Origin of the sequence: Brevundimonas vesicularis, assembly GCF_032067225.1 — a bacterium.
Taxonomy (GTDB): domain Bacteria; phylum Pseudomonadota; class Alphaproteobacteria; order Caulobacterales; family Caulobacteraceae; genus Brevundimonas; species Brevundimonas vesicularis_F.
The window spans coordinates 64252-83881 of sequence record NZ_DAMBJX010000003.1 but is presented as its reverse complement, the minus strand read 5'-3'; the positions used below and the strand labels follow the sequence as shown (position 1 = coordinate 83881).

Below are 19630 nucleotides of genomic sequence, written 5' to 3'. Positions count from 1 at the left end.
GCCTGCGGCCTTTTCCAACAACCATTTCGGATACGCCCTGACATGGTTCGGACTGGCGATCGCGCTTGCGGGTTTCTATGTGGCCCTGCTTCGCCGTCGAATGAAAAAAGACGGTCCTCAAGCAGCCGCGCACCGCGTGCGCGGCGATAGGAAAGACTAAAGTCCTGACCGCTACGCTTCACACCCTGTCCAACGGCGTTCGCGTCATCTGCGATCCGATGCCGGGGCTGAAGACCCTGGCCGTCGTCGTCACCGTCAAGGGCGGGGCGCGGTGGGAGCCGCTGGATCGATCCGGCTGGTCGCACCTGTTGGAGCATCTGGTATTCAAGGGCGCCGGCGACATGGCCGCGCGCGAGATCGTCGAGCGGATCGAGGCCGAGGGCGGCACGATCAACGCCTCCACGGGTTATGAGCGGACCAGTTTCGAGGTGCGGGGGCTGGACGGCTCGCTGCCGCTGGCGATGCAGGTGCTGTCGGACCTGGTGTTCCGCCCGACCCTCGATCCTGCCGAGATTGAGCGCGAGAAGGACGTGGTGGCCCAGGAGATCGCCGAGGCCTTCGACACGCCTGACGACCATGTGTTCGAGATGGTGCAGACGCGCGCCTTCGCCAAACAACCGTTGGGCCGCCCCATCCTGGGCTCGGTCGCCAGCCTGAAGCCGGCCGACAAGGCGTCGGTCGAGGCGTGGCGTTCGCGGCTGTATTCTCCCGACCGTATGCTGGTGTCGGTCTCAGGCGCGGTGGACGAGACCGAACTGCTGGCCCTGGCCGAGCGGTGGTTCGGCGATGCGGTCGCGACGCCGGCTGACGCGCCCGCGCCGGCCGCCTTCGTCGGCGGCCATGCCAAGCTGACGCGCAAGATCGAACAGGCCAATCTGGTGTTCCAACTGCCGGCGCTTTCGGCGACCGATCCGGCGCTTTCGGCCATGCGGCTGTTCGGCGAGATTCTGGGCGGGGGCATGGCCTCGCGCCTGTTCCAGAGCGCGCGCGAGGAGCGGGGCCTGGCCTACGCCATCGACGCTTATCAGGAGCCGTATGAGGATACGGGCGTCTTGGGCATCTACGCCGGGGCGGCGGCGGATCGGGCGAAAGAACTGGCCGAGGTCTCGGCGGCCGAGGTGCGGGCCCTGGCCGAGAACGGGCCGACCGAAAAGGAGTTGTCGCGCGCCAAGGCGGTGATGAAGGCCGGCCTGTGGATGTCCGACGAAAATCCGATGAGCCGCGCGGGGCGCAACGCCGCCCAGACCCTGATCTTCGGCGCCCCGCGCTCCAGCCTGTCGATGACCGAGCAACTGGAAGCCCAGACGATCGAGGACGTTCGCGCGGTCGGCGGCCGGGTGCTGGCCTCTGGCCAGGCGGCCAGCGCCGTCCTGGGTCCGAAGTCAGCCGCACCAGCAGGCGAAGCGTTTGCGGCGGCTCTGTTCGGGGGCTGAGGGAACGCGCCGGGGCGCGGATCGGTTATGCTGGCGCTTGAACCCGTCCAGCCCGGAGACCTTCCATGACCGTCCGCGTCGCCCTGATCGTCGGCAGCCTGCGCAAAGGCTCCTATTCGCGCGCCATCGGCATGGAGCTAAAGGCGCTGGCTGAGCCGGGGCTGGAGATCGAGCCGGTCGAGATCGGCGACCTGCCGCTCTATGACCCGGACCTGGAGACCGACAACCCGCCGCCGGCCTGGGAGCGGTTCCGCGAGGAGGTGGCGACGACCGCGGCGGTGCTGTTCGTCACGCCCGAATACAATCGCTCCATTCCCGGCGCGCTGAAGAACGCCCTGGACGTCGGTTCGCGTCCCTATGGCCACAGCATCTGGCAGGGCAAGCCCGCCGCCATCGTCAGCGTCTCGCCCGGCGCCGTCGCGGCGTTCGGCGCCAACCACCACCTGCGCCAGCCGCTGGTGTTCCTGAACATGCCGACGATGCAGCAGCCCGAGGCCTATATCGGCAATGTCGCCGACCTCTTGGACGAGAACGGCAAGTTGAAGAAGGACGACACCAAGACCTTCCTGAAAAGCTTCACCGACGCCTTCGCCGCCTGGATCGACAAGACAAAGGCGTGAGACAGTTTGCTGGGCTGCAATGACAGAGTTGAAGCAGTTTCTCGCTTCGACCTGTTGCGGTTATTCGGATGATCGTCGTTACGACTCTCCCCAACGAGCTAGTAGTGTGTAAGGATCATGCGGGGTGTCCGCCGCCACCCTCTGCTCGGTACGGGGAAAAAGATGATTATTGCCGCATTTCTAAGTGCCGGCCTTATGGGACAGAATGCAGGACCCCCGATCATCACTCCCGCGAACCCTGAAACCGCCGAAGCAGTCGCCGCATTCATGGGTTTGGGAAGATACGCCGGCACGTGCGCCGCTCACCTACCAGTCGGTGCCAAGGCGCGGTTGGATGGCCTCACCTCCGATCAGGCACCTCCAGGAGTGCCGACTTGGCTCGTCTCGAGTTTTAGGCAGGGGTATGAGCAAGGTCTCGCAGACCCTAGCCGCCCTGAAAAAACTGCGGCGGAATGTCGAGAGATGGGGCGGGAAGCGAATGCTCGGATGCAGGCTGCGGCAGAACGGCTAAAAGGCCACCCCTAAAGCGGTTGCGCCTCGGTTTCGCTAATCGCCCCTGACACGTTCGGATCATCCGCTTTTAGCATCCAGCCGCAGATCAATTGAAAACGGCGGCTCCGTGAGGAGCCGCCGTCACCAGATCAGCTGTGAAGCTGAAATCAGCCGATGGTTTGCAGCTGGCCAGCCGATTCCTTGCCCGAACGCTTGTCGCGTTCCAGCTCGTAGGAAACCTTCTGGTTTTCATCCAGGCCGCGCAGGCCAGCGCCTTCGACGGCCGAGATGTGGACGAAGACGTCCTTGCCGCCGTCGTCGGGTTGGATGAAGCCATAACCCTTGGTCGGGTTGAACCATTTGACAGTGCCGGTAGCCATTTTGAGACCTCCGTTAGAAATTGACCGAGGGAACGTCCCTGCGGCCTGTCGGGTCTGAATGGGAGCGGCCTTGACTCGTGCGTTCGCAGAGAGAGTGGGCGTTACGCAGAGAGATCGACGAGCTCTATGTGCGCAGATATTCATGACAGATGCAAGCGCGGGCCGGGCGGGACGAAAATCCAATAATGGGAACGGTTTAGCTTGGCGCGCGTTGTGGGAAGGCACGAAAGGCTTCCAACATGAACCGCACCCACGTCGTGGAGCGCGCCTACCAGCTCGCTCGGACCAACGATTGTCTGAACACCGGCGATGTCGTCAAAGCGTTGTCGGGCGAGGGCTATTCGGGCGCCGAAATCTCGCACTTCCAGGGCAGCTCGATCCGGGCCGACCTGAACCGCATCTGCAAGATGCCCAAGCCCGACCTCGAACCGACCTCCAACGCCGCCTGACGGCTCAATGCGCGCCGGCGCCGTCCGGCAGATGCATCTTCTCGAACCGCCCCACCCGCGTGACCAGGGTGCGGGCGGCGTCGTTCATGCCCGTGACCTGCACGTCCGCGCCCTGACGGCGGTAGCGGAAGACGACCTTGTCCACGGCGGCGACGCCGGTGAGATCCCACAGATGGGCGTCGCTGAGATCGATCTCGACGCGCGTGGGTTGGCCGTGATGCTCGAAGCTGGCGGCGAACAGATCGGCCGAGGCGAAGAACAGCTGGCCTGAGACGCGGTAGCGCAGGACGCCCGGTTCCGGCGTCGGAACCTCGGTCACGGCGATGGTCTTGCCGACCTTGCGCATGAAGAAAATCGCCGACAGCAGCACGCCCAGGATGACGCCCTTGGACAGGTCGTGGGTGGCGACGACCGTCACGGTGGTGGCGATCATGACGATGGACGATTGAAGCGGGGTGGAGCGCAGTTTCATTACCGAGGACCAGTCGAAGGTGCCGATGGAGACCATGATCATGACGGCGACCAGGGCGGCCATAGGGATCCGGGCGACCCAGGTCTGAAGCGCCAGCATCAAAAACAGCAGGAACAGGCCGGCCCACAATGTGGACAGACGCCCGCGCGCGCCCGAGGTGACGTTGATCATCGACTGGCCGATCATGGCGCAGCCCGCCATGCCGCCGAAGAGAGGCGACAGGATGTTAGCGATGCCCTGGCCGCGCGTCTCGCGATCCTTGTCCGACGGGGTGTCGGTGATGTCGTCGATCAGGTTCGCGGTCAACAGGCTTTCCAGCAGGCCGACGAAGGCCAGGGTCGCCGAAATCGGGGCGATGATGACCAGCGTCTCCCACGTCAGGGGGACGGCGGGCAGATGGAACATCGGCAGGCTGGTCGGCATCTGACCCATGTCGCCGACGGTGCGCACATCCAGCTTCAGCACGATCACCAGGGCGCTGATGGCGACGATGGCGACCAGGGGCGAGGGCACGGCCTTGGTAAGGCGGGGGAAGCCGTAGATGACGACCAGGGCCGCCGCGACAAGGGCGTAGGTGATCCAGCCCCGGCCGATCAGCTCGGGCATCTGGGCTAGGAAGATCAGGATCGCCAGCGAGTTGACGAAGCCGGTCATGACGCTGCGGCTGACGAACTTGATGTAGCGGCCCAGCTTCAGCAGGCCGATGACGATCTGGAACACGCCGCAGAGCAGCGAGGCGGCGAAGAGATATTCCAGCCCGTGGTCGCGCACGAGCGTGACCATCAGCAGGGCCATGGCGCCGGTCGCGGCCGAGATCATGGCCGGACGGCCGCCGACGAAGGCGATGGTCACGGCGATGACCACGCTGGCGTAGAGGCCGACGGCGGGATCAACGCCGGCGATGATGGAAAAGGCGATGGCTTCGGGGATCAGGGCCAGGGCCACGACGGTCCCCGCCAGAAGATCGCGGCGAGGATTGGCGAGCCATTGCTGGCGCGCGGAGGCGATAATGGACATTTCAGGATTTCATCTGGATGAGCCTTACCGATGCTTCGGTTTCCGGCGGCTCGGTTTCCCAGCGGATCGGCGGCGGGGATAGCCACCCGTCGCCTGCGAACAGGGCCGGGTCCAAGGTGATGGCGTCCTGATGCGATGTTGCGCCGCGAAAAGCAAGCGTGAAGGCTAGATCAGTCCATCCATGGCCGGCGCTTCGGCGGCGCTGCCGGGGAAGACGCGGGCGTCCAGGGCGGCGCGGTCGAGGCCCATGTGATCGCGCAACACGCCCTTGAACACCGAACGGATATCCAGGGTCGGCGCCAGGTCGCGGTTCTCGAACAGGCGGTTGTCGGCCAGGGTCGGCCAGTCGCCGATGGGGCCGCCGCGCTTGACCGCCCCGCCCGCCAGCAGAAGCGAGGCACCAGTGCCGTGATCAGTGCCCTGCGTGCCGTTGGCGCGGGCGGTGCGGCCGAACTCGGTGGCGACGATGACCGCCGTGCGCGACCAGGTCTCGCCCAGGCCGTCTTTCAGGCCCGTGGCGAGCTGATCCAGGCCCGTCAGCCGGGTCTGGAGCTGGGCGCGCTGGCCCGCATGGGTGTCCCAGCCGTCCAGCGAGACGGCGACGATGTCGGCGCCCTCCGGTCCGGTCATCAGGCTGGCGACGGTCTGGCCCAGGCCCTGGACGTCGTTGCGGCGCAGGCGTTGGTCGCCGCCCTCCATGCTGACCAGTTTCTCGGTCGCGAGACCCCGCGCCAGGTTCTGGCCCAGCATCGGATCCTCGACATAGAGGTCCTGAAGCAGGGAGGCGATGCGGTCGCCGTCGCGCACTAGACCGCCGGGCGCCCAGCTGGACACCGGCGCGTCGCCGCGCAGGATCAGGGGCGTCTGGGCGCCGATCGACAGGCCCTTCAGCGACGTTCCGCCGGCCGCGACGATGGCGCGGTTCAGCCAGCCGTCGGATTGCTGGCGCAGACCTTCGCCGCCGTTCTCCAGCACGTCCTGGGCGTCGAAGTGCGAGCGGATGCGCACGGGCAGGGCGACGGCGGGGGCGAACCGCATCTGACCCTGATCATAGAGGGCGTGCAGGCCGGCGAGCGCCGGATGCAGGCCGAAGCCTTCGCTCAGGGCCAGGGCGCCGTTCGCCTCCCCGGGTGCGGCGATGGCCAGACCGCCGCGCAAGGGGACGTAGTTCGGATCGGCGTAAGGCACGGTGACGGACAGGCCGTCCATGGCGCCGCGCGCAATGACGACGACCAGCTTGTTGGCCGGGCCGCCGGTCTGGGCGGCGACGCGTCCGGCGAAGGCCAGACCAACCCCGGCGGAGGCGGCGGCCAGCAGACGGCGGCGGTTCATGCTGAGGTTTGCTTTGGGGGCGGTCATCGGCGTTGGAACTCCGGCGACATGAACAGAAGGGTGAGGGCCTCGGGCCGGCTTTCGGCGCGGGCGACGGCGAGGCGGGTCCGCTCGCCGAGGCGCGGGCCGAGGGCGGAGGCGGCGACCGCATTGGGATCGCTCGCTTGCGCCAGATCGGCGGCGGTGCGCGACCAGTTCAGCCGTTTGACCAGGGCGTCAGGACCGGCCCAGTCGGCGGCCGTATCGGGCCAGCCCTCGGGCGACGGGGGCGCGAACAGCGGCTGGCCCATGTCGAGCAGGGCCTGGCGCAACGGCTGGATCCGCTGAGGCCGGGTTCCCAGCGCGCGATGGGCCGAGACGATGAAGTCGTAGGGCGTCTTGATCTTGGCCGGCTGGGGCGTCCAGGTCTCGGGCGCCTCGATCAGGGCGCGGGCGACCTGGGACAGATCGCCGCCTGAGCCGGTCCAGGCCGCTTCCAGCCGTGCGACCAGGGCGGGCGGCGGATCGTCGGCGACGAAATGGGCGGCGAGACGGCGCGACAGGCGTTTGGCCGTCGCCGGATGCCGGGCCAGGTCGCGCAGGATGGTCTGACCCTGGGCCAGGCCCGCCGCCGGATAGGTCTTGCCCATCACCCTGCGGGCGCCGGGTTCGTGGACATTGGCGCGGAAGACGAAGCCATCCGGACCGGGCTCGGCCTGGGCGGCCATGTTGCGCGCGCGGCGCGGACGGTTGGGCTGACGCTGATCGCGGGCGGCGGGGATCGACCAACCGGTCAGGGCGCGCGCCAGTTCAGTGACGTCGGCCTGGGTGTAGCCCCCGTCAACGCCGATTGTGTGCAACTCCATCATCTCGCGGGCCAGGTTTTCATTCAGACCGGCGTTGCGGCGCGCGCCGGCCATGCTGTCGGGACCGACCGAGCGGGCCTGATCCAGATAGAGCAGCATGGCGGGATGCTGTTCGGCGGCCAGGATCAGATCCTCGAACCGGCCGAAGACGTGGGGGCGGATGGCCTCGCGCTCGTATTGGCCCACGAAGGCGCCGCTGGCGAACTTGGCGGCCGAGACGGTCAGGGCGTTCGACCAGAACAGGGCCCAGCGCTCGGCGAAACCGTCGTCGGTGGTCGCGCCCAGCTGGGCGCGGGCCAGGAACTCCTGCGCCGTGTCCTGGGTGATGTCGCGGCGGGCGGCCTGACGGGCTTCGCGCCGGGCGACGGCCTGCGGATCGGCGGCGTCCGGCATGCCTGGAGCGGGGGCAGGGGAGGGTGCGGCCTCGGCCGTCGCCGGAGCGGCGGCGCGTCGGTCGCGGCGGACCAGGCCGGCGTCGCTCTGATAGTCGATATATTGGGCGACGCGTTCGGCGGTGTCGGCGAACTGGCCCGAAGGCTGTGGCGCGCCCTGGCGACGAATCTGGGCAGTGACCCAGCCGCGCGGATCGGCGGCGACGCGGTCGATCTCGCCAGGCCGGGCGCCCAGACCCAGGCGGGTCAGGGCGACGGCGGCGTCGGTCGGTGATGAAGCCATGGCCTTCTCCTCGTCCGTCCCCCGCACATTGTAACGCCTTCGGGCGAAAACTCCGTCGCGGGGTCGGATTTGAGAGTCAGGCCGGTTGGGCCAGGCCGGCCTCCGCGTCCGCGATCAGGTCGCGGTCGTCGATCTGCCAAGGATGGAAGTCGGGTTTGTAGAAGGCCAGGTAGTCGCCGATCATCCGGCGATACAGGCCCGGCTTCAGCCACAGCCAGCGGAACAGGCCCAGACGCGCGCGCCAGCCGACGATGCCGTCCTGCTTCAGCAGCTTGAAGGTCGTCTCGCGCACCGTGCGGGTGAACAGCAGCGTCGTCAGGAACATGGCCCAGCGTCGGATGCGCCAGCGCTTCAGCGGACTGAGGTCCCGGGTCGCGTGCAGGAAGACGTCATAGGCCACGCCCTTGTGCTCGATCTCCTCGATGGAGTGCCAGCGCCAAAGGCGAGCCAGGTCGTGGGGAGAGCCCTTCAGCAGCTCCGGATCGGCCAGCAGCCGATGGGCGAAGGCGGCGGTGAAATGCTCCAGCGCCATGGTCGCCGCCAGCTGGGCCAAGGCGGGACGGGCGCGGGCGATGTCGAGACGGGCGGTGACGTAAGCCTCGATCTCGGCGGTCTGATAGCCGGCGCGGGCGGTGATGGCGTTGAAGGCGATGTGTTCACGGGTGTGGGCGCCCTCCTGAACCGTGAAGGCGCGGATGTCGGCGGCCAGGGCCGGAGGCGCGTCCTTGGCGAACCGCTTGACCGACTGGATGAAGAACCGCTCGCCGTCGGGGAAGGTCAGGCTGAGGGCGTTCATCACGGCGGTGCCAAACGGGTCGCCGTTCAGCCACCAGCGTGGCGTCGGAGCCTCGCGGTCGATATGCAGGTCGCGCGGCTTGATCTGGAGGTCGGCGGGGGTGGCGGATTTCGCCATGGTTCTGCTCCTCGATTTCGAGCGGATGATGGAGTTAACTGACATCAATGTCAACTAATGGTCCAGTGAAGCGGCGACGCGGGGCGGTGGCGCGCGAAGAGGCGCTGGAGGCGGCGCGCGACCTGTTGCTGTCGGGCGGGCCGGCGGCGGTGACGCTGAAGGCGGTGGGCGAGCGGATGGGCGTGGGGCACGCCAATCTGATCCATCATTTCGGCTCGGCGGCCGGGCTTCAGGGCGCGCTGATGGATGCGATGGTGCGCGACCTGGCGCAGCGGATCGAGGCTGGCCTGAACGAGGGGATGGGAGAAGGGCGCGACGGCGTCGAGCCGGGGCGGCTGATGAGCGTGGTGTTCGACGCCTTCGGGCCGGGCGGGGCCTCGCAGATGGCGGCCTGGCTGGCGCTGGCGCGCGAGCAGGGCCGGGCGGAAAGCTTCGCCGAGGTGGTGCGTGATCTGGCCGAACGGCTGGCGGCCATGGCGCCCGATGATCCCAAGGCGACCGAGCGGGCCAAGGCCCTGGTGGTGACGGCGGCCTATATGGCCTTCGCCGAGGGGCTGATCGGGGACATCCTGACGCCGATGCTGGGCGCGCCCGAGGGACTGGGCCGCGACCTGGCGCTGAAGCTGACAGCGACACTTTTGGCCGAACCGTAAGGTTCAGAGCCGAATCTTGATGCTATAGTCCCCATCGATGGCGCTTCTGGACTGGATGAGCGATGTGGCCGGACCCGTGATCCGGGGGGACGGCGTGCTGCTGCGCCCGCCGCGCGCCGCCGACTACGCCGCCTGGTCCACGCTGCGCGACGGCTCGCGCGACTATCTGCAACCGTGGGAGCCGGCCTGGCCCGACGACGACCTGACCAAGGCGGCCTTCCGGCGCCGGCTGTCGATCTATGCGCGCGAGATGGAGCTGGGCAACGCCTGGCCCTTCTTCGTCTTCGTGCAGGACGGCAAGACCCTGGCGGGGGCGGTGACCCTGTCGAACGTGCGGCGCGGCGTCGCCGAGACGGGGACGCTTGGCTATTGGATCGGTCAGCCGTTTTCCGGTCAGGGCGTGGCGACGGCGGGCGTTCGGGCCGTGGTCGGATACGCGTTCGACAAGCTGAAGCTGCACCGGCTGGAGGCGGCCTGTCTGCCCACCAACCACGGCTCGCGACGGGTGCTGGAGAAATCCGGCTTTCGCAACGAAGGTCGGGCTCGCGCTTATTTGAAAATTAACGGCGAGTGGGCAGACCATTTGTTGTTCGGCCTGGTCGAGGACGAGCGTTGACGGCCGGGGGCCGTCTGGAAGGGCGAGACGCGTGACACCACGATCCCGATCGCTGGCCTGGGACGCCACGACCGCCATCGAGGCGCTGGCCGCCGCCGAGACGGCCCTGTGGGTCTGGACGCCTGCGGCGGACGAACTGCGCTTCACCGGGGCTACGCGATCGCTGGGCCTGGGACCGCTGGCGCCGGAATGCACGGCCGCCGGATTCGTGGCCCTGGCCATGCCGCAGGATCGCAGTTTAGCCGAGCGGATGCTCAAACCCCAGGACGAGGGGGCCGAGATCGCCGTGCGTCTGCGCATGCGCGGGTCCGAGACCTGTCTATGGCGCGGCGTCTGGCTGGAGGACGGCCTGCGCGCCGCCGGGGTCGTTGCGCTGGAGACCAAGTTCGCCGGATCGGACCGCGACACCCTGACAGGCCTTCTGGATCGTCGCGCCTTCCTGGCCCGCGTCAGCGAGGTGCTGACCCAGCCCGGCGAATATGAGATCGTGGTCGGCGACGTGGACCGGCTGCGGCGCCTGAACGAGGCGCTGGGTCATGAGCGGACCGACCTTGTGCTGTCGGCCCTGGGTTCGCGCCTCGCCGCCGCCTTCAACAAGGACGCCTCGGCCGCGCGGATCGGCGAGGACGAGTTCGCTATCATCGTCCCCAAGACCGCCTCCCACACCAGCTATCGCGTTCGAGACGCGCTGGAACAGCCGTTGCGGGTCGCGGGCTTCGACATCTATCCGACCGTCTCAATCGGGGCGGTGATGGTGGAGGGCGGGCCGGATGCGCCCGACGCCGCCGAACTGTTGCGCCGGGTCGAGCTGGCGGTGGAATCGGCCAAGGGCGCCGGGCGCGGCGGGTCGGCCGCCTATGGCCGGGCGCTGGAAAGCGACAGCTTGAGCCGTCTGGCGCTGGAGGCGGATCTGAGGAACGCCTTCGTGCGCGGCGAGATCGTGCCCTTCTTCCAGCCGATCGTGAACCTGAACACGGGGGCCGTCGCCGGTTTCGAGGCGCTGGCGCGCTGGCGTCACCCGCGCCGGGGTCTGGTGCCGCCGGACGAGTTCCTGGGCCTGACGGCCGACCTGGGCATGATGAACGACCTGGGCCTGCTGATGATGACCCAATCGGCGCGTCAGCTGGCCGAATGGATCGAACGCCATCCGCTGGCGGGCAAGCTGTTCTGCAGCGTTAACCTTTCGGTTGGCGAGATCGAGCGCCCGCACCTGTGCGAGGACGTGGCGCGCATCATCAAGGAGACAGGCCTGCCCAAGGGCGCGCTCAAGCTGGAAGTCACCGAGGGCGACATCATGCGCGACACCGCGCGGGCCGCCGAGGTGCTGCAATCGCTGAAGGACGTCGGGGCCTCGCTGGCGCTGGACGACTTCGGCACCGGCTTCTCGTCCCTGTCCTATCTGGCTCGCCTGCCGTTCGATACGCTGAAGATCGACCGCTATTTCGTGCTGACGATGAACAAGGACGAAGGCTCGGCCAAGATCGTCAAGTCGGTGGTCAACCTGGGCCGCGACCTGTCGCTGGAAGTTGTCGCCGAGGGCGTGGAGAACGCCGAACTGGCCCGCCTGCTGCTGGACGCCCAATGCCACTACGGCCAGGGCTTCGGCTATGCCCCCGCCCTGCCGGCGCAGGAGGCCGAGGTCTATCTGGCCGAAAGCCTGGCCGACGGCACGGCCCCGCTGAAGCAGCGGTCGGCGTAAACATCGCTGTAAAGCGAGCGAGCCAAGGTCGACAGTTCCGCCCATGACCGACGCCAGACTGGAGATCGCCGCCGGCTTTGCGACCTTGCAGGGGCCCAAGGCGGATAATCAGGACTTCGGCGGCGTCCATATCGGCACGGCGGCCGAGCAGCGCGAGCATGGGGTGGTGGCGGTGATCGCCGACGGGGTGTCGGGGTCCAAGGCCGGGCGGATGGCGGCGGAGCTGACGACGCGCAGCTTCATCGACGGCTATCTGGATCAGAACCCCCTGAACGGCATCGCCGCCAACGGGATCAAGGCGCTGAGGGGGTTCAACCGCTGGCTCCATTCGCGGGGGCGGATCGATCCGGCCATGGAGGGGGCGGCGACGACGTTCACGGCCCTGATCCTGCGTGGGCGCGAGGCGACGGCGCTCCATGTGGGCGACAGCCGGGCCTGGCATTTCCGCGATGGCGTTCTGACGCGGCTGACCGAAGACCACACGCGCGCCCAGCAGGGGCTGAGCCATGTGCTGTACCGCGCCGTCGGCATTGAGGCGGATGTGAAGCTGGATGTCCGGCAAGTGCGACTGGAGGCGCACGACCGGCTGCTGCTGACCACCGACGGGGTGCATGGGGTGCTGGCCGATGCGGCGATCGCGAGCCTGTTGGGACGGCGCAGTTCGCCCGATGCGGACGCCAGGGCGATCCTGGCCGAGGTCGAGGCGGCGGGGCCGCGCGACAACGCCACCGCCATCGTCATCGACGTGGTCCGCACCGGCGCGCCCGACTGGGAGGCGATCACCGCCGAAGCGGAAGGACTGGTCATCCTGCCGCCGCCCGCCGTCGGCGACAACGTTGACGGTTTCGCGCTTCAGCGGGTCGTGGCGGACGGGCGCTATACGACCCTGTTCCTGGCCAAGGATACGCTGGGCGACGCGGGCATGGTGGTGCTGAAGTTTCCCAAGCCCGCCGTGTTGTCCGAGCGCGGCGCGCGCACCGCCTTTCTGCGCGAAGCCTTTATCGGGCGGCGCATCGACAGCCCCTTCGTCGGCAAGGTCCTGAGCCTGGACGCCGGTCGGCAGAGCCGCCTCTATATCGCCCAGCCCTTCCATGCCGGTCAGACCCTGCATGCGCGGTTGGCCCAGGAAGGGCCGTTCGAGATCGGCGACGGGATCGGCGTGGCGCTGCGCCTGTCGCGCGCCGTGTCGGCCCTGCACCGGGCGGGAGTGACGCACCGCGACATCAAGCCGGACAATGTGATCCTGGAGACACAGGGCGGGCTGAAACTGGTCGACCTGGGCGTCGCGCGCCTGCGGCTGGCCGAGGAGTTCGCCGAGGCCGAGGCGCCCGGCACCGCCGGCTATAAGGCGCCGGAAATGTATGCCGGCGGGAGCGGCGACGCCGCCACGGATCAGTTCGCCCTGGGAGTGACGCTGTATCGCCTGTTCACCCGAACCTATCCGTGGGGCGAGGTGGATCCGGCCGATGCGCCGCGCTTTGACCGGGCGCCCGCGCCGCCGACGCGACACCGGCCGGATATGCCCGCCTGGCTGGAGGCGGCCATCATGCGCGCCGTCGCTGTCGATCCGAACGAGCGGTTCGAGGATGTCGAGGAACTGATCCATGTGCTGGAGACCGGCAGCGCTGTCGCCGCCCCGCCGCCGCGCCAGCTGTCCCTGATCGAGCGCGATCCGGTGCGGTTCTGGCAAGGGATAAGCCTGATCCTGCTGATCGCCTTTCTGGTGTCGATGGCGACGCGGTAGGCCGGCCTACGTTCAATCGAAGCCTTTGGATGTGCGACATTTGGCGATGGGAACTGGAGGGAACCTGTGGCCGCCTTCGGCTTTTGTGACGGCGAGCGGGGATGTCGCGCCCGCAATTTCGGCACGAAAGCCTCCCCAAATGATCAAGACCCTCGCCTGCAGCGCCCTGGCCCTGGCCATGGTTTCCACCCCCGCCTTGGCCCAGTCCGTCGCCCCCGACTGGTCCGGCCCCTACATCGGCATCTTCGGCGGCTACAACCAGTCGAACGACGACGGCGACGAAATCCTGCGCTTCGACCGCAACCTCGATGGCATCTATGGCGACCAGGTCACCACCGCGCCCGTCGCTCCCGCTACCGTCGGCGCCAACGCCTTCAGCCCCGGCTTTTGCGGCGGTATGGCGACCAGCACTGCGCCCGGCACCGGCTGCCGTGATGACAATGATGGTGTCGAGGCGGGCGTTCGCGCCGGTTACGACATGCAGTTCGGCAACTTCGTCGTCGGCGCCCTGGCCGAATACAGCGTCAACAACGTCCAGGATTCGGTGACCGGCTTCTCGACCACCCCGGCCTTCTACACCTTCACGCGCGAGCTGCAGAGCACGGCGGCCGCCCGTTTGAAGCTGGGCTATGCAGTCGGCCCGGCGCTGATCTACGGCACCGGCGGTTACGCCTACGGCAAGTTTGAAAACCGTTTCCGCACGTCGAACCTGGCCAACAGCTTCACCGAGACTAGCGAAGGCGATGACGGCGACGGCTGGCAGGCCGGCGGCGGCGTGGAATACGCCTTGGGTCGCGGCCTGACGGTCAGCGGCGAATACCTCTACACCTCGCTGGACGTCGACAGCCCAGTCATCCGCGTCGGCCGCGGCACGGCGCCCGCCACCAACCCGTTCGTCCTGGCCCCGAACACGACGGGCACGGACATGGTGCGCAGCAACGGCAAGTTCGGAACGCACATGTTCCGCATCGGCATGAACTACCGCTTCTAATCGTCAATCGGGGCGGTCTGGCCTCAGGCCCGGCCGCCTTGGCTCGACAGCATGGCCGCGTCCACGCCCAGCTGGGCCAGGGCGCGTGTCCATTTCGACGTGTGTTCGCCGTCGAAAATCAGGTCCAGATCGGCGTCCGCGGTCAGCCAGACGTTGTCCGCCAGTTCTTCCTCCAACTGCCCCTCGCCCCAGCCGGCGTAGCCCAGCAGCAAGGCCGAACGGCGCGGGCCGGCGATTTCGTCGGTCATGGCGGCCAGCGCCTCGCGCGTGCCGGTCATCGCCAGACCGTCGCCGAAGGCCAGGGTGTCGTCGCCCACCGTCCAGTCGTCGGTGTGCAGCACGAAGCCACGCTCGCGCTCGACCGGCCCGCCCATCAGGACCGCGCGACCGATGGATTGATCGGGCGCCGGCGCGTGCAGCTTGTCCAAAACCGTCTTCAGATCCACGCCCGGCGCCGGTCGATCCAGCCGCAAGCCCATGGCGTGATCCGGCCCGTGGGCGCAGATCAGGATGACGGCGTGTTCGAACCGGGCGTCGTCGATCCCGGGCATGGCGACCAGCAGTCTGCCGGTCAGGGTGGAGGCTTCGCTCATGATCCTGGCATCATCCGTCCGGAAAGCGGCGCAAGCAAGCCGAACCGGCGCTTGCGGTGTCGCCCGTGGTGTCTATGTGTCGCACACGGCCGTTCAAACGCGCCGGCCTCAAACCTCAGCGAGACAGACATGACCATCCAGATCGGCGATCGCATCCCCAATGCAACCCTCGCCCAAGCGACCGCCGAGGGCCCCAAGCCCGTCAGCACCGACGACATCTTCGCCGGCAAGACTGTGGCCCTGTTCGCCGTGCCCGGCGCCTTCACACCGACCTGCTCGGCGCGCCACCTGCCGGGCTTCAAGGATCACCTGGCCGACATCCAGGGCAAGGGCGTCGACACGGTCGCCTGCATCTCGGTCAACGACGCCTTCGTCATGAAGGCCTGGGGCGAGAGCCAGGGCATCACCGACGACAGCATCGTCATGCTGGCCGACGGCAACGGCGAGCTGACCCGCGCCCTGGGTCTGGTGCTGGACGGTTCGGGCTTCGGCCTGGGCGAACGTTCGCAGCGCTATTCCATGCTGGTCAAGGACGGCGTGGTCGAGCAGTTGAACATCGAACAGGGCGGCGAGTTCAAGGTGTCCTCGGCCGAGCATCTGCTGGCGCAGCTCTAAATTGGATCAATCCACGCTACCGCTTCGCTACTTGAGCGTGGATTGATCGTGAACTCGGATGTGTTCAGCCCCGAGAAGCGCAGCGCTGTGATGCGTCGCGTGAAGGGGCGGAACACGTCGCCGGAACTGGCCGTGCGCAGGATCCTGCGTGCGGCCGGGATCGGCTATCGGCTGGGCGGCATGGGCCTGCCGGGTCGCCCGGATGTGGTGATGAAGGGCCGCAAGGTCGCCCTGTTCGTCCACGGCTGCTTCTGGCACGGCCATGATTGCGCCCGTGGATCACGCCAGCCCAAGACCAACGCCGATTACTGGATCGCCAAGATTGACCGCAACCGCGTGCGCGACTCTGCAGCCGTGACGGCGTTGGAGGCGTCGGCCTGGCGCGTGGTCGTCGTCTGGGAATGCGAGATGAAACAGCCTGATTTCGCCGCGCGCCTTGTCGCGGGCGTCCGGGGTCAGGCGGCCTCGGTCGCGGCCTGAGCGGCGGTGTCGTTCAGGACGTGCTGCAAGGCGCCGATCAGGGCGGGGGGCGTCAGGGGCTTGGAGACGAAATAGGCCATGCCGGCCGCCTGACAGGCCGCGACGTCCTCGGGCGCGGTGTCGGCGGTGACGGCGACGACCGGGGTGGCGGCGTTCGGTCCGCCGCCGGCGCGCAGACGACGCGTCGTCTCGCGCCCGTCCAGCTCGGGCATCCGGACATCCATGAAGATGACGTCGAACACCGACTCCTGACAGCGTTCCAGCGCGATCATGCCGTCGGCGGCGGTGGTGATCTCGCAGCCCAGCGGCTGAAGGATCAGCTGGACCGCGCGGCGGTTGATGTCGTGGTCGTCCACGACCAGCAGGCGCAGCGGCTGGTCCGCGGCCTCGTCGGCGGCCGCAGGCGTCGCGGCGACTGGCTCGGGCTCAGGTGCGGGCGAAGGGGCGACGGACGCGGGCTGGGGCGCGGGCGCGCCTGAGGGCGTCAGCGAGCGGGCGATGTCCAAGCGGCTTTCATCGACGACCTCGACGATCTGCGCCGCCTCGTCGCCACGCGGCAGGATCAGCGAGACGGTGAAGCGCGAGCCCTGACCCGGCGCGCTGCGCACGGTCAGTCGGCCGCCCATCAGGTCGATCAGGTTGCGACTGATCGCAAGCCCCAAGCCCGAGCCGCCGTAGCGGGCGGAGACGCCGTCCGCGGTCTGGTCGAACGGGGTGAACAGGCGGGCCAGTTGATCGCTCGTCATGCCCGGACCCGTGTCCACGATCTCGAACAGCAGGGCGTATCCCGACGGTTCCTCGGGCCAGGCCTGGACCCGCAGGGTGATCTGGCCCTGCTCGGTGAACTTCATGGCGTTGGACATCAGGTTGTTCAGCACCTGACGGATGCGCATGACGTCGCCCTTGACGTGGCGGGGCATAGCCGAGGCGCCCTCGATGCGCAGCTTCAGACCCTTGGCGTCGGCGACGCCGCGCCACAGCATCAGCGTCTGGGCCAGCATTTGCCGCAGGTCGAAATCCTTGGCCTCGACCGTCATCCGTCCGGCGCCTATCCGGGTGTGGTCCAGCAGGTCGTCCAGCAGGGCCTTCATCATCAGGCCGGCGTCGGTGATCAGGTTGGCGCTGTTGCGCGACTGGGCGTCGGGCGCGCGCAACTCGGCGGCGCCGGCCAGGATCGCGCCGATCGGGGTGCGCAGGTCATGGCCGATCGCGGCCAGGAAGGTGGTGTGGTCGGCCAGGCTGCGCTCGGCCCTGAGACGGGATTCTTCGGCCAGGGCGTGGGCGCGAACGACGGTGACGCTGGCCTCGACCATGCGCTGGCCGGTGATGGCGACATAGAAGGTGAACAGCACCACGGCCGCTGCGGCCGACATGACCAGCGGGCCGGGGGCGTGCAGCGCATAGACGAAGAAGGGGGTCGCCAAGAGGAAGCCGACCTGGGGTGCGAGGCCGGCGACCATCACGGCTTGGCATCGGGTGGCGTTCACGATCGCCGTCAGCATGACCGCGGTCAGCATCAGGACGGCGCAAACACCGCCGAACGCGCCGCCGATCCACCACAGTACCAGGGAAAGCGAGGAGAAGACGGTCGAATTGGCGAAGACGACGGCCAGGATCGCCAGCTTGCGGCCTGTCGAAAGCTCGTCGGGACCTTTCAGGATCGGTCGATAGACGACCACCTCCATGGCCTGGACCGCCATATACAGGACGACCCAGCCGAGGGTGAACGGCACCCCGACCATCGGGGTCACGACCAGGGCGACAGCCGCCGCCGCCACGACCCGTTGCACCGCCGCGCCCGTGCGCTGACGAACGGCGGCGGTCCAGCTGCTTTCAGCGATATCGACGGCGGTCGATTTCATTCAGGCCCTCGAATGACGAACGCAGATCGCTCGCATCGGTCACCCTAGGCCTATCGACACTAACGCTCCGTCAACGGGACGCGCCGACCGCCTCGGCGGCTGTGGAAAAGCCGTCGGCGCGCAGGCGGGCTGCCAGGTCACGCTTGATGCGGGCGACCAGGCCGGGGCCTTCATAGATCAGGGCGGAATAGATCTGGACCGCCGAAGCGCCCAAGCGGATGCGGGCATAGGCCTCGGCCCCACTGTCGATGCCGCCGACAGCGATCAGGGGCAGACGACCGGCCGCCGCCTCGGCTGCCGCGCGCAGGGCTTTTTCCGCGAAGGGACGGATGGGCGCGCCGGACAGACCGCCGGTCTCGTGGGCGTCGGGCGAGCGCAGGCTCTCAGGACGTTCCAGCGTGGTGTTGGACACGATCAGACCGTCGATCCGGTGGGCCAGAGACGCCTCGACGATCATGCCGATCTCGTCGGCGATCAGGTCGGGCGCGATCTTCAGGAAGACGGGCACGCGGTAGGGTCCGGCGGCGGGACGGGCGGCGTCGATACGGCCCAACAGGTCGTCCAACTGCTCGCGGCCCTGAAGGGCGCGCAGGCCGGGCGTATTGGGCGAGGAGATGTTGACGGTGAAATAGGAAGCGCGGCCGGCGAGGCGTTGCAGACCGGCGACATAGTCCACCGCCTTGTCCTCGGTGTCCTTGTTCGCTCCCAGATTGGCGCCGACCACGACGCCCGTCGGGCGCTGGTCCAGCCGCTCGGCGAAGGCGTCGAGCCCGGCGTTGTTGAACCCCATCCGGTTGATGATCGCCCGGTCCTCGCTGAGGCGGAACAGGCGCGGCTTGGGATTGCCGGGCTGGGGCCGGGGCGTGACCGAGCCGCACTCGACGAAGCCGAAGCCGAGGCGCGACAGGCCGCGCAGGGCCTCGCCATTCTTGTCCAGACCCGCCGCCAGACCGACCGGATTGGGCAGGTCCAGCCCCGCCAGCCGTGTTCTCAGGATTGGATCGTCGGCGGGCGGGGCGGGCAGGGGGGCGAGCGCCAGCCCCTTGATCGCCATTTGGTGCGCCTGTTCCGGGTCCAGCCGACGCAGCAGGGCTGCGCCGAGATCAGTCAGGCTCATGCGTCGTCCTCGAACGCCATCTCGCCGTCGGCCGTGACCGAGAAGGCGCGCGAGGCCGTGACGGCGCCGACGGGCAGGGGGGCGTAGAGATGCGGGAACAGATCGCCGCCGCGCGACGGCTCCCAGATCAGGTCGTCGCCGAACCCGCTGAGATCGACGGTCAGCAGCAGCAGGTCGCCGCGCCCGGCGAAATGCCGCCGTGCAGTTTCGGCCAGTTGCGCCTGGGTGGACATGTGGATGTAGCCGTCGGCGAGATCAACCGGGGCGCCATCATAGCGGCCCTCGGCGACGGCGGCGCGCCATTCGGCGGCGTCGACGATCTTGTAGGCGACGTCTGTCATGCGGATGGCGCGCCCAGCGACCGCGGCGTCAGGAAGCCTTCGTAGGTGCAGCGCCCCGCCACATCGACGCTGAATAGGGCGGCGGCGCCGGTCGGGAAGCCGGCCGACAGCTTGTCCACCACGGCCGGCGAGGCGGCGCTTTCGATCAGATATTCGGCGGCCAGCACGTGGACGCCGGGATTGTGGGCCAGGATCAGCAGGCAGCCGGCCTCGTCCTCGCTGGCCTCGACGAAGCGGCGGATCACGTCGGAGGGAGCGTTGTAGGGCGTCCTCGTCGCGGACTTCCACATC

At 68.2% G+C, this 19630-nt stretch carries 19 protein-coding genes, 1 pseudogene and 1 other annotated feature; of the genes and pseudogenes, 10 read left to right on the top strand and 10 right to left on the bottom strand.

Features of this window, described 5'->3' with window-relative positions; all coding sequences use genetic code 11:
- Positions 1-218: 218 nt before the first annotated feature.
- Complete coding sequence (locus RT123_RS01570; protein WP_313007263.1) at positions 219-1433, top strand: pitrilysin family protein; 1215 nt, start codon at positions 219-221, stop codon at positions 1431-1433.
- A 65-nt stretch (positions 1434-1498) separates the two neighbouring features.
- Positions 1499-2053 carry an NADPH-dependent FMN reductase gene (locus RT123_RS01565; protein ID WP_271041816.1) on the top strand — a complete coding sequence of 185 codons (555 nt, stop codon included), beginning with the start codon at positions 1499-1501 and terminating at the stop codon, positions 2051-2053.
- A gap of 659 nt (positions 2054-2712) precedes the next feature.
- Here RT123_RS01565 and RT123_RS01560 read toward each other — a convergent pair.
- Positions 2713-2925: a cold-shock protein gene (locus RT123_RS01560; protein ID WP_008260410.1), complete on the bottom strand. Its 213-nt coding sequence runs from the start codon at positions 2923-2925 to the stop codon at positions 2713-2715.
- 239 nt (positions 2926-3164) lie between these two features.
- On the opposite strand from RT123_RS01560, the gene RT123_RS01555 reads away from it, so the two are divergent.
- On the top strand, positions 3165-3374 hold the full coding sequence (locus RT123_RS01555; RefSeq protein ID WP_055753991.1) for a hypothetical protein: 210 nt from the start codon (positions 3165-3167) through the stop codon (positions 3372-3374).
- A gap of 4 nt (positions 3375-3378) precedes the next feature.
- Here RT123_RS01555 and RT123_RS01550 read toward each other — a convergent pair whose 3' ends face one another.
- The 4 genes from RT123_RS01550 to RT123_RS01535 all read right to left on the bottom strand — a co-directional run bounded on the left by RT123_RS01550 (position 3379) and on the right by RT123_RS01535 (position 8628).
- Positions 3379-4857, bottom strand: coding sequence for a SulP family inorganic anion transporter (locus RT123_RS01550; RefSeq protein WP_313007267.1), 1479 nt, complete (start codon positions 4855-4857; stop codon positions 3379-3381).
- A gap of 58 nt (positions 4858-4915) precedes the next feature.
- Positions 4916-4979: a sequence feature (sul1 is cis-regulatory element that is thought to sense ions involved in sulfur or methionine metabolism; They are found in Alphaproteobacteria), on the bottom strand.
- 49 nt (positions 4980-5028) lie between these two features.
- Positions 5029-6222, bottom strand: coding sequence for a DUF1501 domain-containing protein (locus RT123_RS01545; RefSeq protein ID WP_313007257.1), 1194 nt, complete (start codon positions 6220-6222; stop codon positions 5029-5031).
- Positions 6219-7715 (bottom strand): DUF1800 domain-containing protein, encoded by a 1497-nt coding sequence (locus RT123_RS01540; protein WP_313007255.1) that lies wholly within the window; start codon positions 7713-7715, stop codon positions 6219-6221. Before RT123_RS01540 ends, RT123_RS01545 begins: the two co-directional genes overlap by 4 nt.
- A 76-nt stretch (positions 7716-7791) precedes the next feature.
- Positions 7792-8628 (bottom strand): metal-dependent hydrolase, encoded by an 837-nt coding sequence (locus RT123_RS01535; protein WP_313007254.1) that lies wholly within the window; start codon positions 8626-8628, stop codon positions 7792-7794.
- A 65-nt stretch (positions 8629-8693) separates the two neighbouring features.
- Here RT123_RS01535 and RT123_RS01530 point away from each other — a divergent pair, with 65 nt between their 5' ends.
- The 5 genes from RT123_RS01530 (at position 8694) to RT123_RS01510 (ending at position 14331) form a co-directional block, all read left to right on the top strand.
- Positions 8694-9281, top strand: coding sequence for a helix-turn-helix domain-containing protein (locus RT123_RS01530; protein ID WP_313007253.1), 588 nt, complete (start codon positions 8694-8696; stop codon positions 9279-9281).
- A gap of 37 nt (positions 9282-9318) precedes the next feature.
- Complete coding sequence (locus tag RT123_RS01525; protein ID WP_313007250.1) at positions 9319-9897, top strand: GNAT family protein; 579 nt, start codon at positions 9319-9321, stop codon at positions 9895-9897.
- A 31-nt stretch (positions 9898-9928) separates the two neighbouring features.
- The gene (locus RT123_RS01520) at positions 9929-11596 is read left to right on the top strand and encodes a putative bifunctional diguanylate cyclase/phosphodiesterase (RefSeq protein WP_045809768.1); all 1668 of its coding nucleotides are present in this window, start codon (positions 9929-9931) and stop codon (positions 11594-11596) included.
- A 43-nt stretch (positions 11597-11639) separates the two neighbouring features.
- On the top strand, positions 11640-13340 hold the full coding sequence (locus RT123_RS01515) for a protein kinase domain-containing protein (RefSeq protein ID WP_313007247.1): 1701 nt from the start codon (positions 11640-11642) through the stop codon (positions 13338-13340).
- 139 nt (positions 13341-13479) lie between these two features.
- On the top strand, positions 13480-14331 hold the full coding sequence (locus RT123_RS01510) for an outer membrane beta-barrel protein (protein WP_313007245.1): 852 nt from the start codon (positions 13480-13482) through the stop codon (positions 14329-14331).
- 23 nt (positions 14332-14354) lie between these two features.
- Here RT123_RS01510 and RT123_RS01505 read toward each other — a convergent pair whose 3' ends face one another.
- Entirely contained in the window at positions 14355-14924 is a 570-nt protein-coding gene (locus RT123_RS01505) for a YqgE/AlgH family protein (protein WP_313007243.1), read from the bottom strand.
- A gap of 129 nt (positions 14925-15053) precedes the next feature.
- Here RT123_RS01505 and RT123_RS01500 point away from each other — a divergent pair, with 129 nt between their 5' ends.
- Positions 15054-15539: a peroxiredoxin gene (locus RT123_RS01500; RefSeq protein ID WP_039244844.1), complete on the top strand. Its 486-nt coding sequence runs from the start codon at positions 15054-15056 to the stop codon at positions 15537-15539.
- A 48-nt stretch (positions 15540-15587) separates the two neighbouring features.
- The gene (locus RT123_RS01495) at positions 15588-16019 is read left to right on the top strand and encodes a very short patch repair endonuclease (RefSeq protein WP_313007240.1); all 432 of its coding nucleotides are present in this window, start codon (positions 15588-15590) and stop codon (positions 16017-16019) included.
- Here the strand turns inward: RT123_RS01495 and RT123_RS01490 are convergent.
- The 4 genes and pseudogenes from RT123_RS01490 to RT123_RS01475 all read right to left on the bottom strand — a co-directional run.
- Entirely contained in the window at positions 15995-17881 is a 1887-nt protein-coding gene (locus RT123_RS01490; RefSeq protein ID WP_313007238.1) for an ATP-binding protein, read from the bottom strand. The two genes, RT123_RS01495 and RT123_RS01490, sit on opposite strands and share 25 nt — an antisense overlap.
- A gap of 70 nt (positions 17882-17951) precedes the next feature.
- Positions 17952-18998, bottom strand: coding sequence for a quinone-dependent dihydroorotate dehydrogenase (locus RT123_RS01485; protein WP_313007236.1), 1047 nt, complete (start codon positions 18996-18998; stop codon positions 17952-17954).
- Positions 18995-19339, bottom strand: a complete 345-nt coding sequence (locus RT123_RS01480; protein ID WP_313007235.1) for a DUF952 domain-containing protein — start codon at positions 19337-19339, stop codon at positions 18995-18997. Before RT123_RS01480 ends, RT123_RS01485 begins: the two co-directional genes overlap by 4 nt.
- A pseudogene (locus tag RT123_RS01475) lies at positions 19336-19630 on the bottom strand (hypothetical protein); the annotation flags it as partial. The gene RT123_RS01480 and the pseudogene RT123_RS01475, both read right to left, overlap by 4 nt.

Bases quoted from the DNA above. Each gene is read 5' to 3' on its own strand.
- RT123_RS01565 (WP_271041816.1), top strand. From the start codon at position 1,499: ATGACCGTCCGCGTCGCCCTGATCGTCGGCAGCCTGCGCAAAGGCTCC.
- RT123_RS01570 (WP_313007263.1), top strand. From the start codon at position 219: ATGCCGGGGCTGAAGACCCTGGCCGTCGTCGTCACCGTCAAGGGCGGG.
- RT123_RS01480 (WP_313007235.1), bottom strand. From the start codon at position 19,339: ATGACAGACGTCGCCTACAAGATCGTCGACGCCGCCGAATGGCGCGCC.
- RT123_RS01540 (WP_313007255.1), bottom strand. From the start codon at position 7,715: ATGGCTTCATCACCGACCGACGCCGCCGTCGCCCTGACCCGCCTGGGT.
- RT123_RS01515 (WP_313007247.1), top strand. From the start codon at position 11,640: ATGACCGACGCCAGACTGGAGATCGCCGCCGGCTTTGCGACCTTGCAG.
- RT123_RS01510 (WP_313007245.1), top strand. From the start codon at position 13,480: ATGATCAAGACCCTCGCCTGCAGCGCCCTGGCCCTGGCCATGGTTTCC.
- RT123_RS01535 (WP_313007254.1), bottom strand. From the start codon at position 8,628: ATGGCGAAATCCGCCACCCCCGCCGACCTCCAGATCAAGCCGCGCGAC.
- RT123_RS01500 (WP_039244844.1), top strand. From the start codon at position 15,054: ATGACCATCCAGATCGGCGATCGCATCCCCAATGCAACCCTCGCCCAA.
- RT123_RS01545 (WP_313007257.1), bottom strand. From the start codon at position 6,222: ATGACCGCCCCCAAAGCAAACCTCAGCATGAACCGCCGCCGTCTGCTG.
- RT123_RS01505 (WP_313007243.1), bottom strand. From the start codon at position 14,924: ATGAGCGAAGCCTCCACCCTGACCGGCAGACTGCTGGTCGCCATGCCC.
- RT123_RS01560 (WP_008260410.1), bottom strand. From the start codon at position 2,925: ATGGCTACCGGCACTGTCAAATGGTTCAACCCGACCAAGGGTTATGGC.
- RT123_RS01555 (WP_055753991.1), top strand. From the start codon at position 3,165: ATGAACCGCACCCACGTCGTGGAGCGCGCCTACCAGCTCGCTCGGACC.
- RT123_RS01485 (WP_313007236.1), bottom strand. From the start codon at position 18,998: ATGAGCCTGACTGATCTCGGCGCAGCCCTGCTGCGTCGGCTGGACCCG.
- RT123_RS01525 (WP_313007250.1), top strand. From the start codon at position 9,319: ATGGCGCTTCTGGACTGGATGAGCGATGTGGCCGGACCCGTGATCCGG.
- RT123_RS01490 (WP_313007238.1), bottom strand. From the start codon at position 17,881: ATGAAATCGACCGCCGTCGATATCGCTGAAAGCAGCTGGACCGCCGCC.